This window comes from Weizmannia sp. FSL W8-1119 (assembly GCF_038008605.1).
GTDB classification, from domain to species: Bacteria; Bacillota; Bacilli; order Bacillales; family Bacillaceae_C; genus Weizmannia; species Weizmannia coagulans.
In genome coordinates this window covers 507,719-524,893 of record NZ_JBBOZL010000001.1, presented here as the reverse complement: position 1 = coordinate 524,893, position 17,175 = coordinate 507,719, and the positions used below count along the sequence as shown (strand labels likewise).

16 protein-coding genes, 1 pseudogene and 1 riboswitch are annotated in these 17,175 nt (G+C 47.3%); of the genes and pseudogenes, 6 read left to right on the top strand and 11 right to left on the bottom strand.

Going from position 1 to position 17,175, the window contains the following annotated elements:
* Positions 1–55: 55 nt before the first annotated feature.
* The 5 genes and pseudogenes from metC to NSQ19_RS02455 form a co-directional block, all read right to left on the bottom strand.
* Positions 56–1,231, bottom strand: coding sequence for a cystathionine beta-lyase (gene metC, locus NSQ19_RS02475; protein ID WP_340702310.1), 1,176 nt, complete (start codon positions 1,229–1,231; stop codon positions 56–58).
* A complete protein-coding gene (locus tag NSQ19_RS02470; protein WP_340702309.1) occupies positions 1,228–2,343 on the bottom strand; it encodes a methionine biosynthesis PLP-dependent protein in 1,116 nt (371 codons plus the stop codon). The genes metC and NSQ19_RS02470 overlap by 4 nt, the downstream gene beginning before the upstream one ends.
* Before the next feature lie 77 nt (positions 2,344–2,420).
* Positions 2,421–2,541, bottom strand: a riboswitch (SAM riboswitch).
* Between the two features lie 141 nt (positions 2,542–2,682).
* Positions 2,683–3,660 carry a KpsF/GutQ family sugar-phosphate isomerase gene (locus tag NSQ19_RS02465; RefSeq protein ID WP_340702308.1) on the bottom strand — a complete coding sequence of 326 codons (978 nt, stop codon included), beginning with the start codon at positions 3,658–3,660 and terminating at the stop codon, positions 2,683–2,685.
* A 14-nt stretch (positions 3,661–3,674) separates the two neighbouring features.
* Entirely contained in the window at positions 3,675–4,517 is an 843-nt protein-coding gene (gene kdsA / locus NSQ19_RS02460; protein WP_340702307.1) for a 3-deoxy-8-phosphooctulonate synthase, read from the bottom strand.
* 402 nt (positions 4,518–4,919) lie between these two features.
* A pseudogene (locus NSQ19_RS02455) lies at positions 4,920–5,585 on the bottom strand (IS110 family transposase); the annotation flags it as partial.
* Positions 5,586–5,620: 35 nt separating this feature from the next.
* On the opposite strand from NSQ19_RS02455, the gene NSQ19_RS02450 reads away from it, so the two are divergent.
* The gene (locus NSQ19_RS02450; RefSeq protein ID WP_013858443.1) at positions 5,621–6,028 is read left to right on the top strand and encodes a YndM family protein; all 408 of its coding nucleotides are present in this window, start codon (positions 5,621–5,623) and stop codon (positions 6,026–6,028) included.
* A 145-nt stretch (positions 6,029–6,173) separates the two neighbouring features.
* Here NSQ19_RS02450 and NSQ19_RS02445 read toward each other — a convergent pair whose 3' ends face one another.
* The 4 genes from NSQ19_RS02445 to NSQ19_RS02430 form a co-directional block, all read right to left on the bottom strand.
* Positions 6,174–6,899: an Ig-like domain-containing protein gene (locus tag NSQ19_RS02445; RefSeq protein ID WP_340702306.1), complete on the bottom strand. Its 726-nt coding sequence runs from the start codon at positions 6,897–6,899 to the stop codon at positions 6,174–6,176.
* A gap of 280 nt (positions 6,900–7,179) precedes the next feature.
* The gene (locus NSQ19_RS02440; RefSeq protein ID WP_014097075.1) at positions 7,180–8,475 is read right to left on the bottom strand and encodes a transposase; all 1,296 of its coding nucleotides are present in this window, start codon (positions 8,473–8,475) and stop codon (positions 7,180–7,182) included.
* A 200-nt stretch (positions 8,476–8,675) separates the two neighbouring features.
* Positions 8,676–9,782 carry a M30 family zinc metallopeptidase gene (locus tag NSQ19_RS02435; RefSeq protein ID WP_340703161.1) on the bottom strand — a complete coding sequence of 369 codons (1,107 nt, stop codon included), beginning with the start codon at positions 9,780–9,782 and terminating at the stop codon, positions 8,676–8,678.
* Positions 9,783–10,017: 235 nt separating this feature from the next.
* The gene (locus NSQ19_RS02430) at positions 10,018–11,316 is read right to left on the bottom strand and encodes a globin-coupled sensor protein (RefSeq protein ID WP_340702305.1); all 1,299 of its coding nucleotides are present in this window, start codon (positions 11,314–11,316) and stop codon (positions 10,018–10,020) included.
* Between the two features lie 169 nt (positions 11,317–11,485).
* Between NSQ19_RS02430 and NSQ19_RS02425 the strand changes: the two genes are divergently transcribed.
* The 3 genes from NSQ19_RS02425 (at position 11,486) to NSQ19_RS02415 (ending at position 12,151) form a co-directional block, all read left to right on the top strand.
* Positions 11,486–11,704: a DUF1659 domain-containing protein gene (locus NSQ19_RS02425; protein WP_013858440.1), complete on the top strand. Its 219-nt coding sequence runs from the start codon at positions 11,486–11,488 to the stop codon at positions 11,702–11,704.
* 25 nt (positions 11,705–11,729) lie between these two features.
* Positions 11,730–11,948 (top strand): DUF2922 domain-containing protein, encoded by a 219-nt coding sequence (locus NSQ19_RS02420; protein ID WP_013858439.1) that lies wholly within the window; start codon positions 11,730–11,732, stop codon positions 11,946–11,948.
* Positions 11,949–12,010: 62 nt separating this feature from the next.
* Positions 12,011–12,151 carry a YvrJ family protein gene (locus NSQ19_RS02415; protein WP_013858438.1) on the top strand — a complete coding sequence of 47 codons (141 nt, stop codon included), beginning with the start codon at positions 12,011–12,013 and terminating at the stop codon, positions 12,149–12,151.
* A gap of 228 nt (positions 12,152–12,379) precedes the next feature.
* On the opposite strand, the gene NSQ19_RS02410 is transcribed toward NSQ19_RS02415, so the two are convergent.
* Positions 12,380–13,597, bottom strand: coding sequence for an MFS transporter (locus NSQ19_RS02410; RefSeq protein ID WP_340702304.1), 1,218 nt, complete (start codon positions 13,595–13,597; stop codon positions 12,380–12,382).
* A 186-nt stretch (positions 13,598–13,783) separates the two neighbouring features.
* On the opposite strand from NSQ19_RS02410, the gene NSQ19_RS02405 reads away from it, so the two are divergent.
* A complete protein-coding gene (locus NSQ19_RS02405; RefSeq protein ID WP_026104874.1) occupies positions 13,784–14,698 on the top strand; it encodes an LCP family glycopolymer transferase in 915 nt (304 codons plus the stop codon).
* A gap of 665 nt (positions 14,699–15,363) precedes the next feature.
* On the top strand, positions 15,364–15,729 hold the full coding sequence (locus NSQ19_RS02400) for a hypothetical protein (RefSeq protein WP_340702303.1): 366 nt from the start codon (positions 15,364–15,366) through the stop codon (positions 15,727–15,729).
* Between the two features lie 260 nt (positions 15,730–15,989).
* Here NSQ19_RS02400 and NSQ19_RS02395 read toward each other — a convergent pair whose 3' ends face one another.
* Positions 15,990–17,171, bottom strand: coding sequence for an aminotransferase-like domain-containing protein (locus tag NSQ19_RS02395; RefSeq protein WP_340702302.1), 1,182 nt, complete (start codon positions 17,169–17,171; stop codon positions 15,990–15,992).
* Between the last annotated feature and the right edge of the window lie 4 nt (positions 17,172–17,175).

Genomic DNA, 17,175 nt, shown 5'->3' with positions numbered 1-17,175 from the left:
CGAAGCGGGCTTTAACCGGCAACAGTTGGCGTTTCCTGCTGAAGGAATCCGGCTTCTATTTCACTGTTGTGCCAGCTTTCGTGTATGAAAAAGCCTGCTCAAAATCGGCAATCAGATCATCCGGATTTTCGAGGCCAACCGATAAGCGCAACAAGCTGTCGGAGATGCCGCGTTTTCTTCGGTCCTCAGGTGGCATTGCGGCGTGGGACATTTTTGCCGGATAGGACAGAATCGATTCCACAGCGCCGAGGCTGACGGCAAAGACCGGGATTTTTACATGGCTGACGAATGCCCGGAGCGCTTCCTCATCTTCCAGTTCAAACGACAATACCGCGCCCGGCCCTTGTGCCTCCAGCTTTTGCAACGCATGCTGCGGATGGTACCCGAGCCCCGGATAATACACGTTTCGTACAAGCGGATGCGCATCAAGAAAATGTGCAATTTTCACCGCTGACTGCTGTGATTGGAGCAGCCGCACATGCAACGTTTTCAACCCGCGCAAAACGAGCCATGCATCCTGGACGCCGAGCACCGCCCCGAATGAGTTTTGCAAAAAGCCGAGGCGCGCTGCCAATGCTTCATCTTTTACTACAGCAAGCCCGGCGACGACATCGCTGTGCCCCGCTAAAAATTTCGTCGCGCTGTGCAGCACGATATCCGCCCCGAGTTCAAGCGGGCGCTGCAGGGCAGGCGTTAAAAAGGTGTTGTCGACAAAGGTGAGCGCCCCGGTTTCCTTTGCCAGTTCACTCACCGCACGGATATCCGTCACTTTTAAAAGCGGGTTTGAAGGGGTTTCTACATAAAAAGCTTTCGTGTTCGGGCGGACGGCCTGCCGCACTTCTTCAAGGTTGGTCATATCCACAAATGTATGTTCAATACCAAGCCGTGTCAGGACTTCTGTCACCATCCGGAACGTGCCGCCGTACACATCCTCGGTGATCACAACATGGTCGCCCGCCGACAAAAGCAGAAACGCCGTTGAAATCGCCGCCATCCCGGAAGCAAACGCGAAACCTTTGGCGCCGCCTTCGAGTTCGGCTATGACATCCTCGAGCGCTTCCCTCGTCGGATTGAGCGAGCGGCTGTAATCGTATTTGCCGAACTGATCAATGTCCGCCTGGTGGTATGTCGAAGCATGCTGGATCGGCACACTCACCGCACCGGTCACCTGGTCAATTTTGTGGCTGTTATGTAAAAGCCTCGTTTGAAAAGAATAATCTTCATTTGTCATCGTGTTTGCACCCCTTCGTGAATGTTGGCAAAAGCTTTTTCAATATCTGCAATCAAATCGCGGTCATCTTCAATTCCGACTGAAAAGCGCAAAAGGCAGTTGTCCACGCCCGAGGCAATCCGTTTTTCTTCCGGAATGTCGGCATGCGTCTGTGTAGCCGGGTAAGTGATAAAACTTTCCGTCCCGCCGAGGCTTTCGGCAAATGTAATCAGAGACAGGCCGCGTAAAAACGGGTCAATCCATGATTCTTCTTTTACACGGAAAGAAAGCATCCCGCCGCGGCCCGGATATAGCACATCTTTTACATCCGGATGCGCACTTAAAAAGGCCGCCACAGCTTTTGCATTCTTTTCGTGTTTTTCCATCCGGAGCGCCAGCGTTTTCATGCCGCGCATCAGAAGCCACGAATCAAACGGGCTGAGTGTGGCGCCGGCACCGTTATGGTACAAGAAAAGCTTGTCGCAAAGTTCAGCGCCCTTTGCCACGATCAGCCCGGCCAGCACATCGTTATGCCCGCCAAGATATTTCGTTGCGCTGTGGACCACAATATCAGCGCCTTCTTTGATCGGCTGCTGCAAAAGCGGGGTGTAAAAAGTATTGTCCACGATCAGCAGGATTCCGTGCCCTTTCGCAATTTCAGCCACTGCGCCGATATCCGTCTGCTGCATGAGGGGGTTTGTCGGCGTTTCAAGAAAAATGGCTTTCGTTTTCGAGGTGATTTCTTTTTCAATATTTTCCGGGTTGCACGTATTCACGTACTTACAACAAAGCCCCCATTTTTTATACCCCTGCTCAAGCAGGCGGTAGGTACCGCCGTATAAATCATCACTCACAATCCACTCATCGCCGGCCTGGAACAAAGATAAAACAGTGAAAATCGCAGCCATGCCGGAACTGCACGCAAACCCGCGGTCCCCGCCCTCCAGATCCGCAATCGCTTCTTCCAGCAACTGGCGTGTCGGGTTGCCGGTACGGGAATAATCAAAACCGGTCGACTGCCCAATGCCTTCGTGGTGGTAAGCGGTAGAAAAATAAACAGGCGGGTTCACCGCACCTGTCACGCGGTCACTGCGGTTTCCGATCTGTGCAAGTTTTGTTTCTGTATGATACATGATGGACACTCCCTCACTTAAAATCAAAAAGCCTTCTCCAATAAGAAGAAGGCCATTCTTTTCGTGCATGAACCATCTTCTTATCTTTCAAGTTATGGATCCCATAACTTGCAGGACTTAGCACCTTTTCAACGCGTAAAAGCATTGAAGGTTGCTGAGGCTTCATCGGGCCATTCCCTCAACCTCTCTTGATAAGAAAATACGAGTATGAAATTTGCCATAAACACCGCAAAAGCCATTACACAACGGACTTAAAAAATGCTTATGTTCAATTTATCCCCTTTTTTCGGATTCGTCAAGCTTTTTTAAAAAATTTCCAATTTAATTTTTACCATTTGTCTATATAGTCTGGACCAAATCCTGAATATGGAGCATGGCAACCGGTTTCTGGGCGGCAACAACCGGCAACACCTTGAAAGCATGGTCTTCCATTATCCGCAATGCTTCCGCTGCCAGCTGATGCTCACTGACGCAAACCGGATATTTTGTATACAAATCTGCCACTTTTTTATCCAGTACTTCATGGCCGTTTAAAAGCTCGCGCCGGATATCGCCATCCGTTAAAATGCCGGCAAGCCGGCCCTGCTTATCAATGACCGAGACAGCCCCCGTCCCCGCTTCCGTCATCATAAATAATGCTTCCTTTATGCCGGTATCCATTCTGGCAACCGGGTTCATGCTTTTGCGTTTAGCCACATGGCCAACTGTTAGAAGCAAACGCCTGCCAAGCGAGCCGCCGGGATGGAAGAGCGCAAAGTTTTCAGGTTTAAAATCCCTTGCCTTTAAAAGGGCTACCGCGATCGCATCCCCGAGCGCAAGCGTGACGGTGGTTGTAGAAGTCGGCGCAAGGCCGAGTGGGCACGCTTCCTCAACTTCCCCGATATCCATCACCAGATTCGAACACCGCGCCAGTGTCGACTTGCGTGAACCAGAAATGGCAATCATTTTTGCGCCGATCCTTTTGATGGAGGGGATCATATTTAATATTTCCGACGTTTCCCCGCTGTTGGAAATGGCAATGAGGATGTCTTCTTTTGTTATTTTTCCAAGATCGCCGTGCAGTGCTTCTCCCGGGTGAAGGAAAAATGCCGGGGTACCGGTGCTTGCAAATGTGGAAGCAAGTTTCCGGCCAATGATGCCCGATTTCCCCATTCCTGTAAAAATGACTCTGCCTTCGCACGCCAATATCATTTCAATGCCTTCATTTATACGAAAATTGATCCGGTCTTTCAGCTTTAAGATCTCATTGGCTTCTTTTTCCAGTACTTCACGGACGCTTTCGACATAATTGATGCTTCGTTTGAAATCTTTTAACATCCTATTCACCTCCGTTAATGGATGTTTGCTGCCGTTTGTTCTTTTATCATGTGATCAATTTCAATTATTGGCTTTAACATTTCTTCAATATCATCCAGTTTCACCATATTCGGGCCATCCGACCAGGCCTGGTCCGGATCAGGATGGGCTTCGAGAAACAACGCATCGATCCCGCAAGCCGCCGCTGCCCTTGCCAGATACGGGACAAACGCACGCTTTCCGCCTGTTGAAGTGCCGTTTCCGCCCGGAATTTGGACACTATGGGTAGCGTCAAACACGACCGGATACCCTAATCTGCGCATTTCCGGAAGTGCACGCATATCCACCACCAGGTTATTGTAGCCGAATGTCGAACCACGTTCTGTAAGGAGAATTTTTTCGGTGCCGGATTCTTCCAATTTTTGAATGACGTTTTTCATATCCCAAGGCGCCAAAAACTGCCCTTTTTTGACATTCACGATTTTGCCCGTTGCGGCGGCGGCAAGCAGCAAATCGGTCTGGCGGCAAAGGAAAGCGGGGATTTGCAGTATGTCGAGCACTTCCCCGGCTGCTTTTGCCTGGTGCGGCTCATGAATATCGGACGTGACCGGTGCGCCAAATACATTTTTAATCCGGTCAAGTATTTCGAGCCCTTTTTCCAGTCCCGGGCCCCGTTTGGAAAAAATGGATGATCGGTTGGCTTTATCGAAAGAAGCTTTAAAAACGAAAGGAATGCCGAGTTTTCCGGCAATGGTTTGAAGGGTTGCGGCTGTTTCCATGGCCATCGTTTCACTTTCAATTACGCACGGGCCGGCAATCAATACGAACGGCAGAGATGGGCCGAAAGCTATCCGGCTGTTCAGTTGGACTGTTTTCATTTGCTCACTCCTCATTTTTAAGTTTTCACGTGTCTTTACTCCTTCTGCTGCAGGTTACAAATATTATCCTTTAGGAAACCGCACAGGGCAAGGAAGTTGTAAAAAATATTCACAAACTTTTTTCATTTTTATGTAGGGTTATCTTCCAACAAAAGTGTAAGTGTGGAAACATTTTCCTTCCTCTCTGTTTCCATTTTCCCGATTAACGGCTGTAAGAGCGGGTTATGATATAGTACAAACACCAAAAGTCCTACGGTGTGATGTCAAGGGTTAAAAACAAGTGAATTGGAAATTTTATTGGCTCTATGTCGTAAAAATGGCAATACAGAACTAAGCCTCCAGATAACCGGAATAATCTGGAAGTTTTAAGTTCAGGCTATCGATGATGGTTACCTGGTTACCTCATCGCGTCACCTTCTTTTTCGGCGCATAAATTTGATCGTTGCGGAGCAGCGCATCGATCAGGCGCACCAGTTTTCTTGCCGTTAAGACGAGGGCGCGTTTGTGTGAGTGCTTATGCACCTCACGATATTTCTTTTGGTAAAAGGCGCGGTACTCAGGTTCGTGTCGCCGGACCAGATTGGCAGCCTCAACCAGGTAATACCGGAGATAACGATTGCCTGTACGCGCAAGCATTTTGTCATCAGCCTCAAAATCACCCGATTGGTGGCGGGGCCAGAACAATCCAGCAAATTTTGCGATCGCAGCTTGGTCGTCAAAGCGCTCAATGTCGCCGATTTCAGCGAGAATCCCAGCACAGCTCACCGGGCCTATTCCCGGAATGGTCTGGAGGGTATTCGGGATTCCATCAAGAACGCGGGCAATCGCCTTATCCAAATCCTTGATTTGGCGTTTAAGATGCCGGATGATCTCAATAGAACTGCCCAGGACCAAGTCAATCGAATCCTCCACACATTTAGAAAGCCGGTAAGAGGACCGGGCAGCTTTTTGGATGGATGCGGCCAAATCCTCGGGATCGCTAAAGCGGCCATGGCCTTTGGTCTGGAGATACATCGCTAAGTCCTCCAGAGGCATTTGGGCAATTTCATCGAGGCTATAGGCCTCAAGCTGGATTTAAACTTATTATACGAGGAGGGACCGTTATGGAACATGCAAAGGCGTTAGTGGTGAAATTTATTATGGTCGCAGTTGTGTTGGGCATCATTTTATCCGCCATCTTCAACATGCCGTTTGGCGATATGATCGCCACCAGTGTAGTGCTGACCATTCTTGCATATGTCCTGGGAGATTTGATGATATTCAAGCGGGAAAATGAACGCGAGGAGGATACGCAAAGAAATATCATGGCGACTGTCGCTGACTTTGTTCTGGCGTACCTTGTCGTGTGGCTGATGGGCAGATCACTCGCCCCGGACATGGACAATCTGTTATGGGCGGCGCTGGCTTCAAGCATCGTAATTGCAGCCGGCGAATGGTTCTTCCATAAATATTTGCACCATCTTTTCCATCACACGCCTGACCGTGAATATACCGGATACGGCGGTGACTGATTGAAAAAACGGCAGCTGATGAGCTGCCGTTTTTTCGTATTCCTATAAAAACTTACCATTCATCAATCAATCATCCAATTGTGCAAGCATCAAGTTTTTTCAATCGCTGTGCACTTCTTCGGGCCAAGCAAAACTTTTATTTCCCTCACCTTACCGTAACCATTCTTGTTTTGCTTTTGTTTCCGGCTCTGTCTTTCGCAAAAATGGAAAGCTTTGTGCCTTTTTTCTGTTTGCTGATTCTCACACTGTATGCGCCCTTGGCATTTGCTGTGGCTTTGCCGATCTGTTTGCTGCCGCGGTATACATAGACAACTGCTGATTTTTCCGCTTTACCCGCAACATGTGTGGACTTCGTTGTGACATTGCCGGCAGTCGGCATGCCCGGTGCCGTTTTGTCTTTTACCGTTACTTTCACTTTGCTGCTTTTTAAACCGGCCTCTGTGTAGACATAGAGGACTGTTCCGGCTTTTTGCTTTGGAACCGGGACTTTAAAAAGTCCTTTCCCGTCCGCTGTGCCGCGTGCAAGTATTTTTCCGTTCTTCATAATGGCCACTTCGATGCCCGGGTCAGCGCTGCCGGAAATGGATGTGCTATTATCGCCGACAGTCCATACTTTAGGTGTTTTCGGCTGCTGTGCCTTGCCGCCGATACTTCCGGACAGCAGCGTGTACGTCACATCCCGCCCTTTTCCGGACGGAACGGAGAAGCGGCTTGCCGAAGACAGCTTTTTCACAACCGCCCCGCCGCCTTTTAATTTCAGTGAACTGCCGTTGTAAGTTTTAATTCGGAGCGGTTTGAACGCGGCATTCCCTTTAAATCCGTATAATCCGTTTGTCTGCTTTAACACGAGTGCGGCCCGGAAATCGGTCATAAACTGCCCGAAAGTCAGGTTCGGGTCAATGTATTTTTGGATCGAGCTTTTTGCGATGTTAACAATTTTTCTTTCAATGCAAATAGAACACCACCAGAAATATAATATTGTCAGATAAATATATGCCCATTTTCACTATAAAGTCAATTTTACACGCTTAAAAAATGTACTGTTATCAGATAATTGTTGAAAAAATATAGAAATGTATCTAAAAAAAGGCGCACGAATCCAATGATCCACAAGCGCTTTTTTTGAAATTGATTTCCTTTATGTGGATAAGTTAAGAAACGAGGCTTCTCATTTTTTCAGCCTGGTTCTCTTTGATCCGGCCTAAGGCCATGGCTAACATGACACAGAGTGCCAGTCCACAACGCAGCTTCATTTTAGCCATTCCCCGAATTGTATGAAGTTCAAAGCCGAAAGAAGTATCAAGCCGGCTGTTCACGCGCTCTACAGCTGTACGTCTGTTGTATTCTTTTTTCCACTTATAGCTCGATCGATCAATGGGTGTAAAAATACGCCTGTCTTCAGATAATGAGATACGGAGCCCTTGTGCCACGGGGCATTGAGCCTTGCCTTCACATGTCACTCCCATTTGTTTCGCCGGGCAAAGTTTTTTTAGTTTCTGGCGGTCTTTCTCAAATCCCCCGTTGCACATTTCCCGTTGTTTACCTGTTTCAGGGCATACGCAGGATACGGTTCCTTTGTAGTTATAAACGACGTTTTCCTTTCCCGGGAGTAATCGTGTTTTGTCGGGGTCTTTCCACATATTGCGAATATCAATGATGGGCTTAATCTTATACGTATCCCAGAGTTTCGTAATCAGCTTCGTGTCATCATAACCCCGGTCTCCCGCCATCGTTTCCGCTGTTTTCAGAAGCTTTGGCTGCTTTTCTTCCATTTGCTCTAAGAGTTTATGCCCTTCCGTAATGTCTGACTCAGACGCTTTTGTAACCTTGAATGTTACCGGTAACTCGTAGGTTGCATCCACCACCAGATGCAGTTTGTAGCCAAACCATTTCACAACTTTTTGCCATGGGTTGCCTTCTTTTGTCACACCACTGTAAACCTTCTGGCTATGATTTGCATCCAGATCCCGGCGACCATCCTCGGTTTCATGCTTGTTCGGATGTTTAGAAAACGATGAGATCGCCTTGCTGTCGATTGCCAAGCGTTTACCAAAATCCGGCAACCGTTCCAGGAGCTGTTCTACCAAAGTCTCAAACATTTTATCCATCATTTCTTCGTCACGGATTAGGGATTTTAGAAAGCGCGTATAGGCATATGAAGTTGGAACCTGCCCTTCAAAGCCACACATCTCCCTTAATTGGCCATTACGGGAGAGTTCACGGCGTAATTTCTCAATGCTTTCATGTTGAAATACAATGCCTGCCAAGATAGAATTCCACATGGCACGAACGGGGTAGTCATTACGGCCCTTCCCCCTTTTCTTTTCAAGGCTTTGCATGAACGCTTCATCAGGCATGTAGTCCAGTACAAGGCGAAGACGGTCTAAATCTCCAAGAATCTCAATTTCTTTCCATGTAAACAGACTCATTTGTGGTATAATAGCCATACAGGTGAACCTCCCAGTGTTAACTCCCAGTGTTAAGATGTTAGTCCTAAAACTATTTTAACCTACTGGGGAAACGGGTTCACCTGTTTTTGTTTCAGTGGGGTGGAATTTTTGTCCACTCCTTATTTTTTTATCATTTTTGCTTGTTTCCCCCTCTTTTTAGGGGGAAAATTTTTTTATCCTTTTTTCAAACCCTTGGGCTACAAGGAGTCTGTAACATCGCAATTACCTCGGATCACATCCTGGATAGCTTTTTCATTTGTATTCGGATCATCCATGATTTTTTTGAAAATGGCATCTTCTTGTCCGCATTGGATTTTCAAATACTCCATAAACAAATAGGACAAGGAATAATTGGCAAGCACATCCCCGCTGTCATCCCAGTAGAGAAGCGAGTGGCCGTTTGTAATGGAAGCATCATTGTTATAGTCATCAATCCGGTCGGAAAGCGGTTTGCCGGTATAGATTTGCTCTGCGGCCATGGACATCCCTTCGTCAATCCATGTATCAAACGTATCCCAATGATGCTGGATGAACACTTTCTGGTTAAAAGAGATCATATGCTGAAACTCATGGGCGAGCGTCGAATACGCTTCGGTTACATTTACATTTTTGGATGTCCCCGTCCCCATAAGCGGGTATGTGTCAATATAAAAGATTTCCGACTTGTTGGAAGTGTCGGCATCAAAAAGGTCAAGCGGGTAAAAATAGCCGGCTACATATCCGCCCGAGCCGTCAAACCCGTCCTGGATGTCATAACAAAGAATATTCACTTTCCCATTACCATCAACATCGGACGGCATGCCGAAATATCTCGTATCGAGCGCATAAATACGGTTGTCAAATTCTTTTCCAAGCTGTGCAGCCTGGTCGCCGTCCAGCTGGTTGTTGTATACCCAGACATCCGCATGCGACCCGCTGTATAAAAGCTTGGCGCTTATTTGGTAATCTTTATTGCTGGCAAGATTGGACACCCAGAATTTTTTCGTATCACCTACCCGGGGAGGGCGGGTTTTTTTCATTTCCATGCGGATGGAATACTTCCGCAGGCTTAAATATTTTAATAGATCAAATGGCTTCTGGTAATCAATCCGGTAAACACTGCTTTTGAACTTTTGGTGGAGCGGTGCCAGGTTCGCAATCTTGAAAGTGCCGGTCGGCTCTGTCAAAAGGCTCGAGACAGACTCGTTGCTGACAAGCTTATAATAGTCCTGGGCCGACGCACTTCCGCCTGCGCCGAATACCCCGGCCGGGAGTATAAACAATAGCGATAGAATAATAGGCAAAGATAATGCCCGCCTGAACATTCTCAATGAAATTCCTCCTGTACCTTTGTCCGGGCAACCCGGCCTTTTGAAAAGTTGTTTCTTCCATTCTAGCACAGCCGTCCGAATGTTGGCTGAAAATGAGAGAGGTTTTTTTACAAGTTTTACCCAAATTTGCCTGGCTGCAATGTCGATGAGTGGATTCTTCTGCAGCAACAAAAGTATGGGACTGGCCTGCACAACCCTTACCATTTCCACTAAAAAGCAGCGGGAAGTTTCATATTCCCGCTGCATTGTGGAGTTTTTCGGCCTCCGCTGCGACCCCGGCGCTGGCTGTTTCGATTTCTTTTACAATTTTAACGAGTTCTGCCACATGGTTTTGGACGATTAATGCCGTTTGTTTGTTTTGTTTGACCGAAGCGGTAATTTGCCGGAACGATTGCCCTGCCGCTTCTGCGCTGTTCAACCCGGAGTGAATGGCGCTGTTCACTTGAACTAAAGAATTTTTAACATCCAAATTGTATTGCCCTGAGGCAGATAACATCGATTGAATCTGCCCTGCCAGCTTTTTCGTCTCCTCTGATAATTTCCGGATTTCTTGTGAGACAATCGCAAATCCTCTGCCATTCTCTCCGGCCCGTGCTGCCTCTATGGCTGAGTTTAACGCAAGCAGATTGGTCTGGTCAGCAATCTCTTTCACAGATAGCACAACATCTTCAATCTGGCGGGAAGAATCACTCAGATTCTCGATCGTTTCCATCATTTCTTTTGTACGGGCTGCAATCATTTTGACGTCGCGGATCAGGATGCCCAGCTTTTTTTGCCCCTCTGTTGCGGATAATTCGGCACGGTTTGCTTCCCGGCTGCTTTCAATCGCCGTTTCATCCGTTTTTTGCAGATTGAAACTTAAAGACTCAATCGAAGCTTGGGTTTCTTCTGCCAGTGCAACCAAACCTTCACTGATTTGCACCATTTGTTCTTTCAGATCGCGCTGGCCGGTTTGATACCGCTCGTTCAGTTTCCTGATCGTTTCACTTTCATAGGCTTCGAGCACAATTTGCTGTTCGAAACTCAATATCTTGCTGATGGCTGCCGAGATTATCCGGACTTCTTCTTTCCTGCCAATCTCAAGGAAAAGCACGTCGTTCAATGTGTTTTGAATGTTTTGAAAAGAACCGATATACCAGCCGTGTTCAAGGCCGATCCGATAATGCGTGCTAGCAATCCGCAAGCGTTTTTCGACAAAATTTTTGTTAATGTCGCCTTGAAACATTTCAATAAGATGGACCCTTAACGTTTTTTGGAGCCGCTCAACCGTGCTGTGTTTTTCAATGATCTCCTTCAGCTCCTGTACTCGCAAAATCGCATCATAAAAAGCTTTGACAATTTTATCAATATATTTCTGTACGAGCGGTTGTACGCTTTTTATGATTTTTAAATCTTCTTCCGTCAATTGGATCAATTTCAACCGTTCAAGAATGCCAGGTTGATCCAGATCGATGGAAACCTCCATTTTTTCTGCATCTTCCAACACGCTGCTCCGTTTATCCGATTTAAGCATATGATACAGACCCATACCGCCTTCCCTCCTGTCGATGTCAGTCAAAAATAAACATCAGTACCCCCGCCTATGTCTTTAGACCTATTATACAATAACTTTTGCCTATTTCTATCTTTTCAACAAAAGAATAGTACCCTTTTTTCTGTTCAGCCGCTATATAAGGAGTGAAAGGGGGTGAGCGGGAATGGCACAAGTCAATTTAACAAATTCCCGCATTTCATTAATCTTTGATAACGGGGTGAATGAAAATGGAAAACCGGTGACCAAAGCGAAGTCGTTTGCCAATGTGGCCGTGTCGGCAACACCCGATGCCATCCGGCAATTTGCAGAGGCATACGCTTCGCTGCAGCAAAAAGCGCTGGTCCGTGTGACGCGCACTGACTTGAACGACATCAGTGCGTGAAAATAAAAAAAGGGGGAATGGGTAGATGAAAACTTTGGAACTTCAGTTTTTGACGCAGGACAATAAAACAGTGAGGGTTGCAGTCGATGAGCCGGCAGAACCCATCGATACGGTGAAAGTGAAAAACGCCATGGCCCAGATGCTCGGCTCGGGCGTGCTGGTCAGTTCATCCGGCATGGCGCTCTCCAGCGTGAAAGGCGCACGCCTTATTGAGCAAAACATTACGGAATATACGCTGGCGTAATCTTTTGCCCCCGGTTCCCGTTCCGGAACGGGGGCTCTTGATTTTACAGGGGGAGAGGAGAAATGCATGAAATGGTGTCGCTCATCAGTGAAGTCGGATTTCCGGTCGCCGTCACCGTCTTTTTGCTGTACCGGATTGAGGCCAAGCTTGATGCGGTGATTGAATCGATCCAAAACCTGCCGGAACGGATGAAGGGAATCTGAAAGGGAGGGGCTTATGTACAAGCCCCTCCCTTTTGCCGGATGGATCATTTTCCGGTTTGCCGTTGTTCATATTCCACAAAGCAGCGCGAGCCACAATCTCCCCGCTTTTTCCCGCATACCTGCCGCCTGCATGCTCCATTCCGCAAAATCCACGCTATAGATGGTACACTTCGAGCAGAACGCGAACATTCGTGAGCAGTTCCCCCACATGAAAATTGGGACATGCCGCTATTTTCCCTCCGATTCTGCATTCCCCGGCACACCTGTTTTCAACATTGGAAAAACAAAGAACAGCCCGATGATGAAAAACAACGCAGCAAGTTCGAAAACAGCAGTGATCGAAAACCATTCCTTCAATGCCCCCGCAAGGCTCATGGTCACCACCATGGAACCAGTGAAAAGGGGGCTCAAAATGCCGTTCACCCTGCCGATAAAATCGGATTCTGTATTTTGCAGGATCAGGGTGTTGATGCCGATCTGGATGCTCGGCATGAAAAAGCCCGAAACGAGTTCGGCGGCAAGCGTCAGCCAGAGCGCAGTCGAAGCACCGATTACCGCAAGCCCGATGGCATTTGCAAGCATACCGGTGAACAGCATTTTTTGCGGTGAAGCGGATTTTGAAAGGGCCATGGAAAAAGCGCCGCCTGTAATCATCCCAATGCCATTCACCATCACAAGCCATTGCAGGTTCTCTTTCGGCAGGCCGAGGCGGTCCGTTACGAGGAAAATGTTCATTGGCTGGATAAAACCGACGCCAAGCCCGGCCGCCAGAAAACCAAGTCCCAACAGCCGCAATTCCCTTTTAGACAGTACATAGCGGACCCCGCTCTTCATTTCCTGGAAAATATTCGACAATTTTTCCTTCTTTTCAATTGCCTGGTCTTGCGGGATAAATGACAAACTGGCGGCGGAAAACAGAAAAGCGAGACCGGTTATCAAAATAGAATAATCTATTCCAAACCTTTCATAGGAAAACGTGCCGACCACCGGGCCAAAAATCATGAAAACAGCAAAAATGGTCTGGTAAACGGCCATTGCCTGCTGGATCAGGCGTTCCTCCAAATGCATTTTAAACAGTTTCATCCCGGACGGTTGCGAAAACTGCGATAAAATCGAGGAAATCAGTGTTGCAAAAAAGACGGACTGCCACGAGCCAAAAACAAGCGCGCCGATGACGCCAAAAATGGATACGGCACTCAGCAAATCACACCAAACCATTGTTTTCTTCGGCTGCCAGCGGTCCGCAAATGTCCCGCCGATAAAACTAAAAATGAAAATGGGCAGAAACTCCGCCACTGAAATCATGGAAACGGCAAACGGGTTCCCGTTTGTTTTTTCTGTCACAAACAACAGGACGGCAAAATTGCGCACCCAAATGCCCACCTGCAAAAACAACGCGGATACAAACACCATCCGGACAAACCGGTTTTTCAAAAGCTCTCCCACAAGCGCCCCCCTCTGGCCAAATCTGTCTCATATCGTGCCATTATCATACCGGAATCGGAAGCCTTAAGCAATACAGATTGATTTCCGGGCCGTTGCATAAACGAAAAATTCCCGTTAACAATTTGGAAAAACCATGATATGATAGCGATTAGATTAGAAAAAAATTTGAAGAAAAGGGTCGAAAAAATGAAGAAGAAGATATTTATCACACTCGGGATTCTCTTAGCGATCATCGTGATCGGAGGCGGAGGGTTCGCCTATTACGTCTACCATTCAGTCCAAAATGCCGCAGACAAAATGTATGACAGCAAATCCGTGAAACCATCCGAGAAGAATACAGAAAAAATTAAAAGTGAAAAACCCATCTCCATTCTTTTACTCGGTGTGGATGAACGGGCCGGAGATGTAGGAAGATCCGATACGGTCATTATTCTTACCCTGAACCCGCAAAAAAAAGCCATGCAGATGATTTCCATTCCGCGTGATACGAGGACAGAAATCGTGGGCAAGGGGACATTGAATAAGATAAATGCGGCTTACGCTTATGGCGGGCCAAAAATGGCACTGGATACAGTAAACAAATTTGCCGATTTAAATCTTGACCAGTACATACGCATAAACATGGAAGGACTGGCTGACCTTGTTGACGCTGTTGGCGGTGTAACCGTCTACAACAAAATCAGCTGGCATGACGAAGGATATTATAAAAAAGGCTATTATTACGCCAAAGGGAACATCACATTGGATACCGGCAAAAAAGCGCTTGGTTATGTGAGAATGCGCCACCTTGACCCTCAGGGCGACTTTGGCCGCAACCAGCGCCAGCGTGACGTCATTATGGCCGTCATTAACAAAGCGTCGACCATCCAGTCTTTCTCACGCTATCAGGAAATCCTGGCTGCGATCCAGAACAACATCAAAACAAACCTGACGCTTGATGATATGAAAAACATTGCGATGAACTACCGCGACTGCCGCCAAAATACGACAGACTATGAAGTAAAAGGCTCAAGCGCGACCATTGATGGCATCTACTACCTCAATGTCAGCCAGGCAGAACGCGACAAAGTCCATAACATGGTTACCAATATGGAACAATGAGGACAGGCCCCATTGCCCGGGGCCTGCCCTTTTCAATTTTTATTTTTGTTTTTCTTGCGGTTTTACCGGAGATCTTTCCGGCTCTATGTCTTTGTGATGATGCTGTTTTTCCTGTTGTTCCGGTGAGTCGCCTTTTTTGTCCTTGTTGTAATCCATTTGGTGCCTCCTCCCGGCTAGATTGATGCTCCTCAAGCAAGCATCACTGCCTGTTTGTTGTAAAAATACCTGGCAGGTGCACGGAATAAACAAAAAACATTGGCGCCTGCACCAGTTGGAGAGATACCTGTCCCTTTTACGGGGAACGTGTGCTAAAAGGCAAACAACCTTACAAACTTGCATCAGCCGCCGGTACCTGCCCCGTCCGGAGTGCTTTTACAAAAGCGGCCCGTGGAAAACGGAAACGCTCAAAACAGCTTGAACAAAACCCATATTACAAATGCCCACACCGGAATGGACAATCCAATGCCAATCAGACAGCCTTTCGCAAAATCTCCGTCTTTGTCATTCATTTCTTCATTTCCCTTTTTTATCAAGATGATCGAAATTCGCTTTGTTATCATTTTGGCGTATATGGTGAACATTATTATAACAATCCATTTTTCGAAAACCAAGTAACGATTGACCGGAACATGCGTTTGTTTATATAATGGAAACAGGTGATCCGTATGCCGCAAATCTTAACCGAGGAAGAAGAAAAACTGATCGAGGCATTTATCCTTCTGCCGCTTGCCAAAAGGACGCTGGAACGGGACCAGAGAGCGATCCGGGCAAGCCTGTTAAAATTTAAAGAGCCTTATCTTTTTGCAACAGACCAAATGCTTTTGCAAATTTCATCCTGCCTCGCCCAGGTTAAACGGGAAGCCGGCAGAAAAAAGATGCACTTTTACAAACGGAACGACCTTTCCTATACCGTGTTTGTGCGCGGCTGGCGGTTTGAAAAGAATTACCACCCGCAAATAGCAGCGGAGTGGGTAAGAAACCGAATCACCGGTTTCTTCCTCCCGTTGCGCCGGCCTTTTGAAGAACAGTAAAGAGCTTGCGAAAATCAACAGCTTTACTGGTATTTTAAGGAACGCCGCCCGGACGTAAAGCGCTCCAAAACGCCTGTCCATGAAGCATTCCGGAATACACGGGAGATTGGAATGCCGGGTGAAAGGGAGACGCCCCCCCTCTTTTTAAAGAACGCGAAAAAATTCCAATATACGATTGACAAACAGCCAGTGTAATCCCGGAGAACATGGCAGCCTGGAATTTTCACACGCCCGGAAATCCCTTTAGCGGATCCTCCCCGCTAAGCGCTTGTTTTCTTCCACTTTTTGAAACTTTCTTCCAGACGGGCAAACCCTTTTTTCATTTCCTCATCACTGCAGTAGGCGAAACAAAGGCGGATTTTTGTGTTTGGCCCGCGCTCAAGCGTAAAGGCATCACCCGGCACAAATACGGCGCCGTCCTGTGCCGCCATTTTCATCCATTCCGCCACACCGCCTTTTTTAACATCAATCCAGTAAAACAGCCCGCCGGCAGGTTCAGCCCCTTCCCATTGCTCCGTTTCGTGCATATGCTGTAAAAACCGTTTTGTCCAGTCTTTCCGTTTTTCATAAAAGTGTTTTTGTTTTGCAAGGATCTGTGGCCAGTTTCCGGAAGAAATGAGTTTTCCCGCCAGCATCTGGTTTATCGGCGATGTGCAGGCGTCTGTTACCTGCTTAAACTGTTCGAGTTTTTTCAGAAATGCCGGGTGTGCGAGAATAAAGCCGGTCCGCATCGCGGGTGCCATGACTTTTGAAAAACTGTACAGGTATATGGTTCTTTCTTTTAAGGAATCGAGTTCGAACAAGGAAGGAGGGCGGCTGTGAAACAGCAGATCACGGTACGGATCATCTTCTATAATGATAAAATGATACTGGTAAGCGAGTTCAATGAGTTTTTTCCGTTTTTCGAGAGAGGTCGTGACGCCGGTCGGGTTTTGGGCATTCGGAATAATATAAAGCGCTTTCAATCTTCTTGTTTGCAATGTTTTTTCAAGAAAATCAACATCCAGACCATCTTGTTCAAGCGGAATGCCGGCCGCCTTGAGCCGGTACTGGTGCACCGCCGAAAAGGCAATGGAATACGTGTACATTTCCATTGCAAAACTGTCCCCTTCATCCAACAGCATTCTGCAGACAAGGTCAACCCCCTGCGTATTGCCGTTTGTCGCCATGACATAAGCTTCAGGAATATTTTCCTTTTTGGAGATGGCATCCACATACGGACCAAACCCTTTTGCACTGCAATACTCATACAGGCGTGCCGGATCCGCCTCAAAGATTTCATTCATGATGCGCTGCAGTTCTTTTTTCGGGATCATGCCGCCATTTGGCATGCCGACGCTGAAAAATACCGGATCCCGGACAGCCGGATTGATACTATCCATATACACATCAATCGCATTTTCTCTAATCTTGCCGCTCAACGCTGAAAACATTTGCTTCATCGCC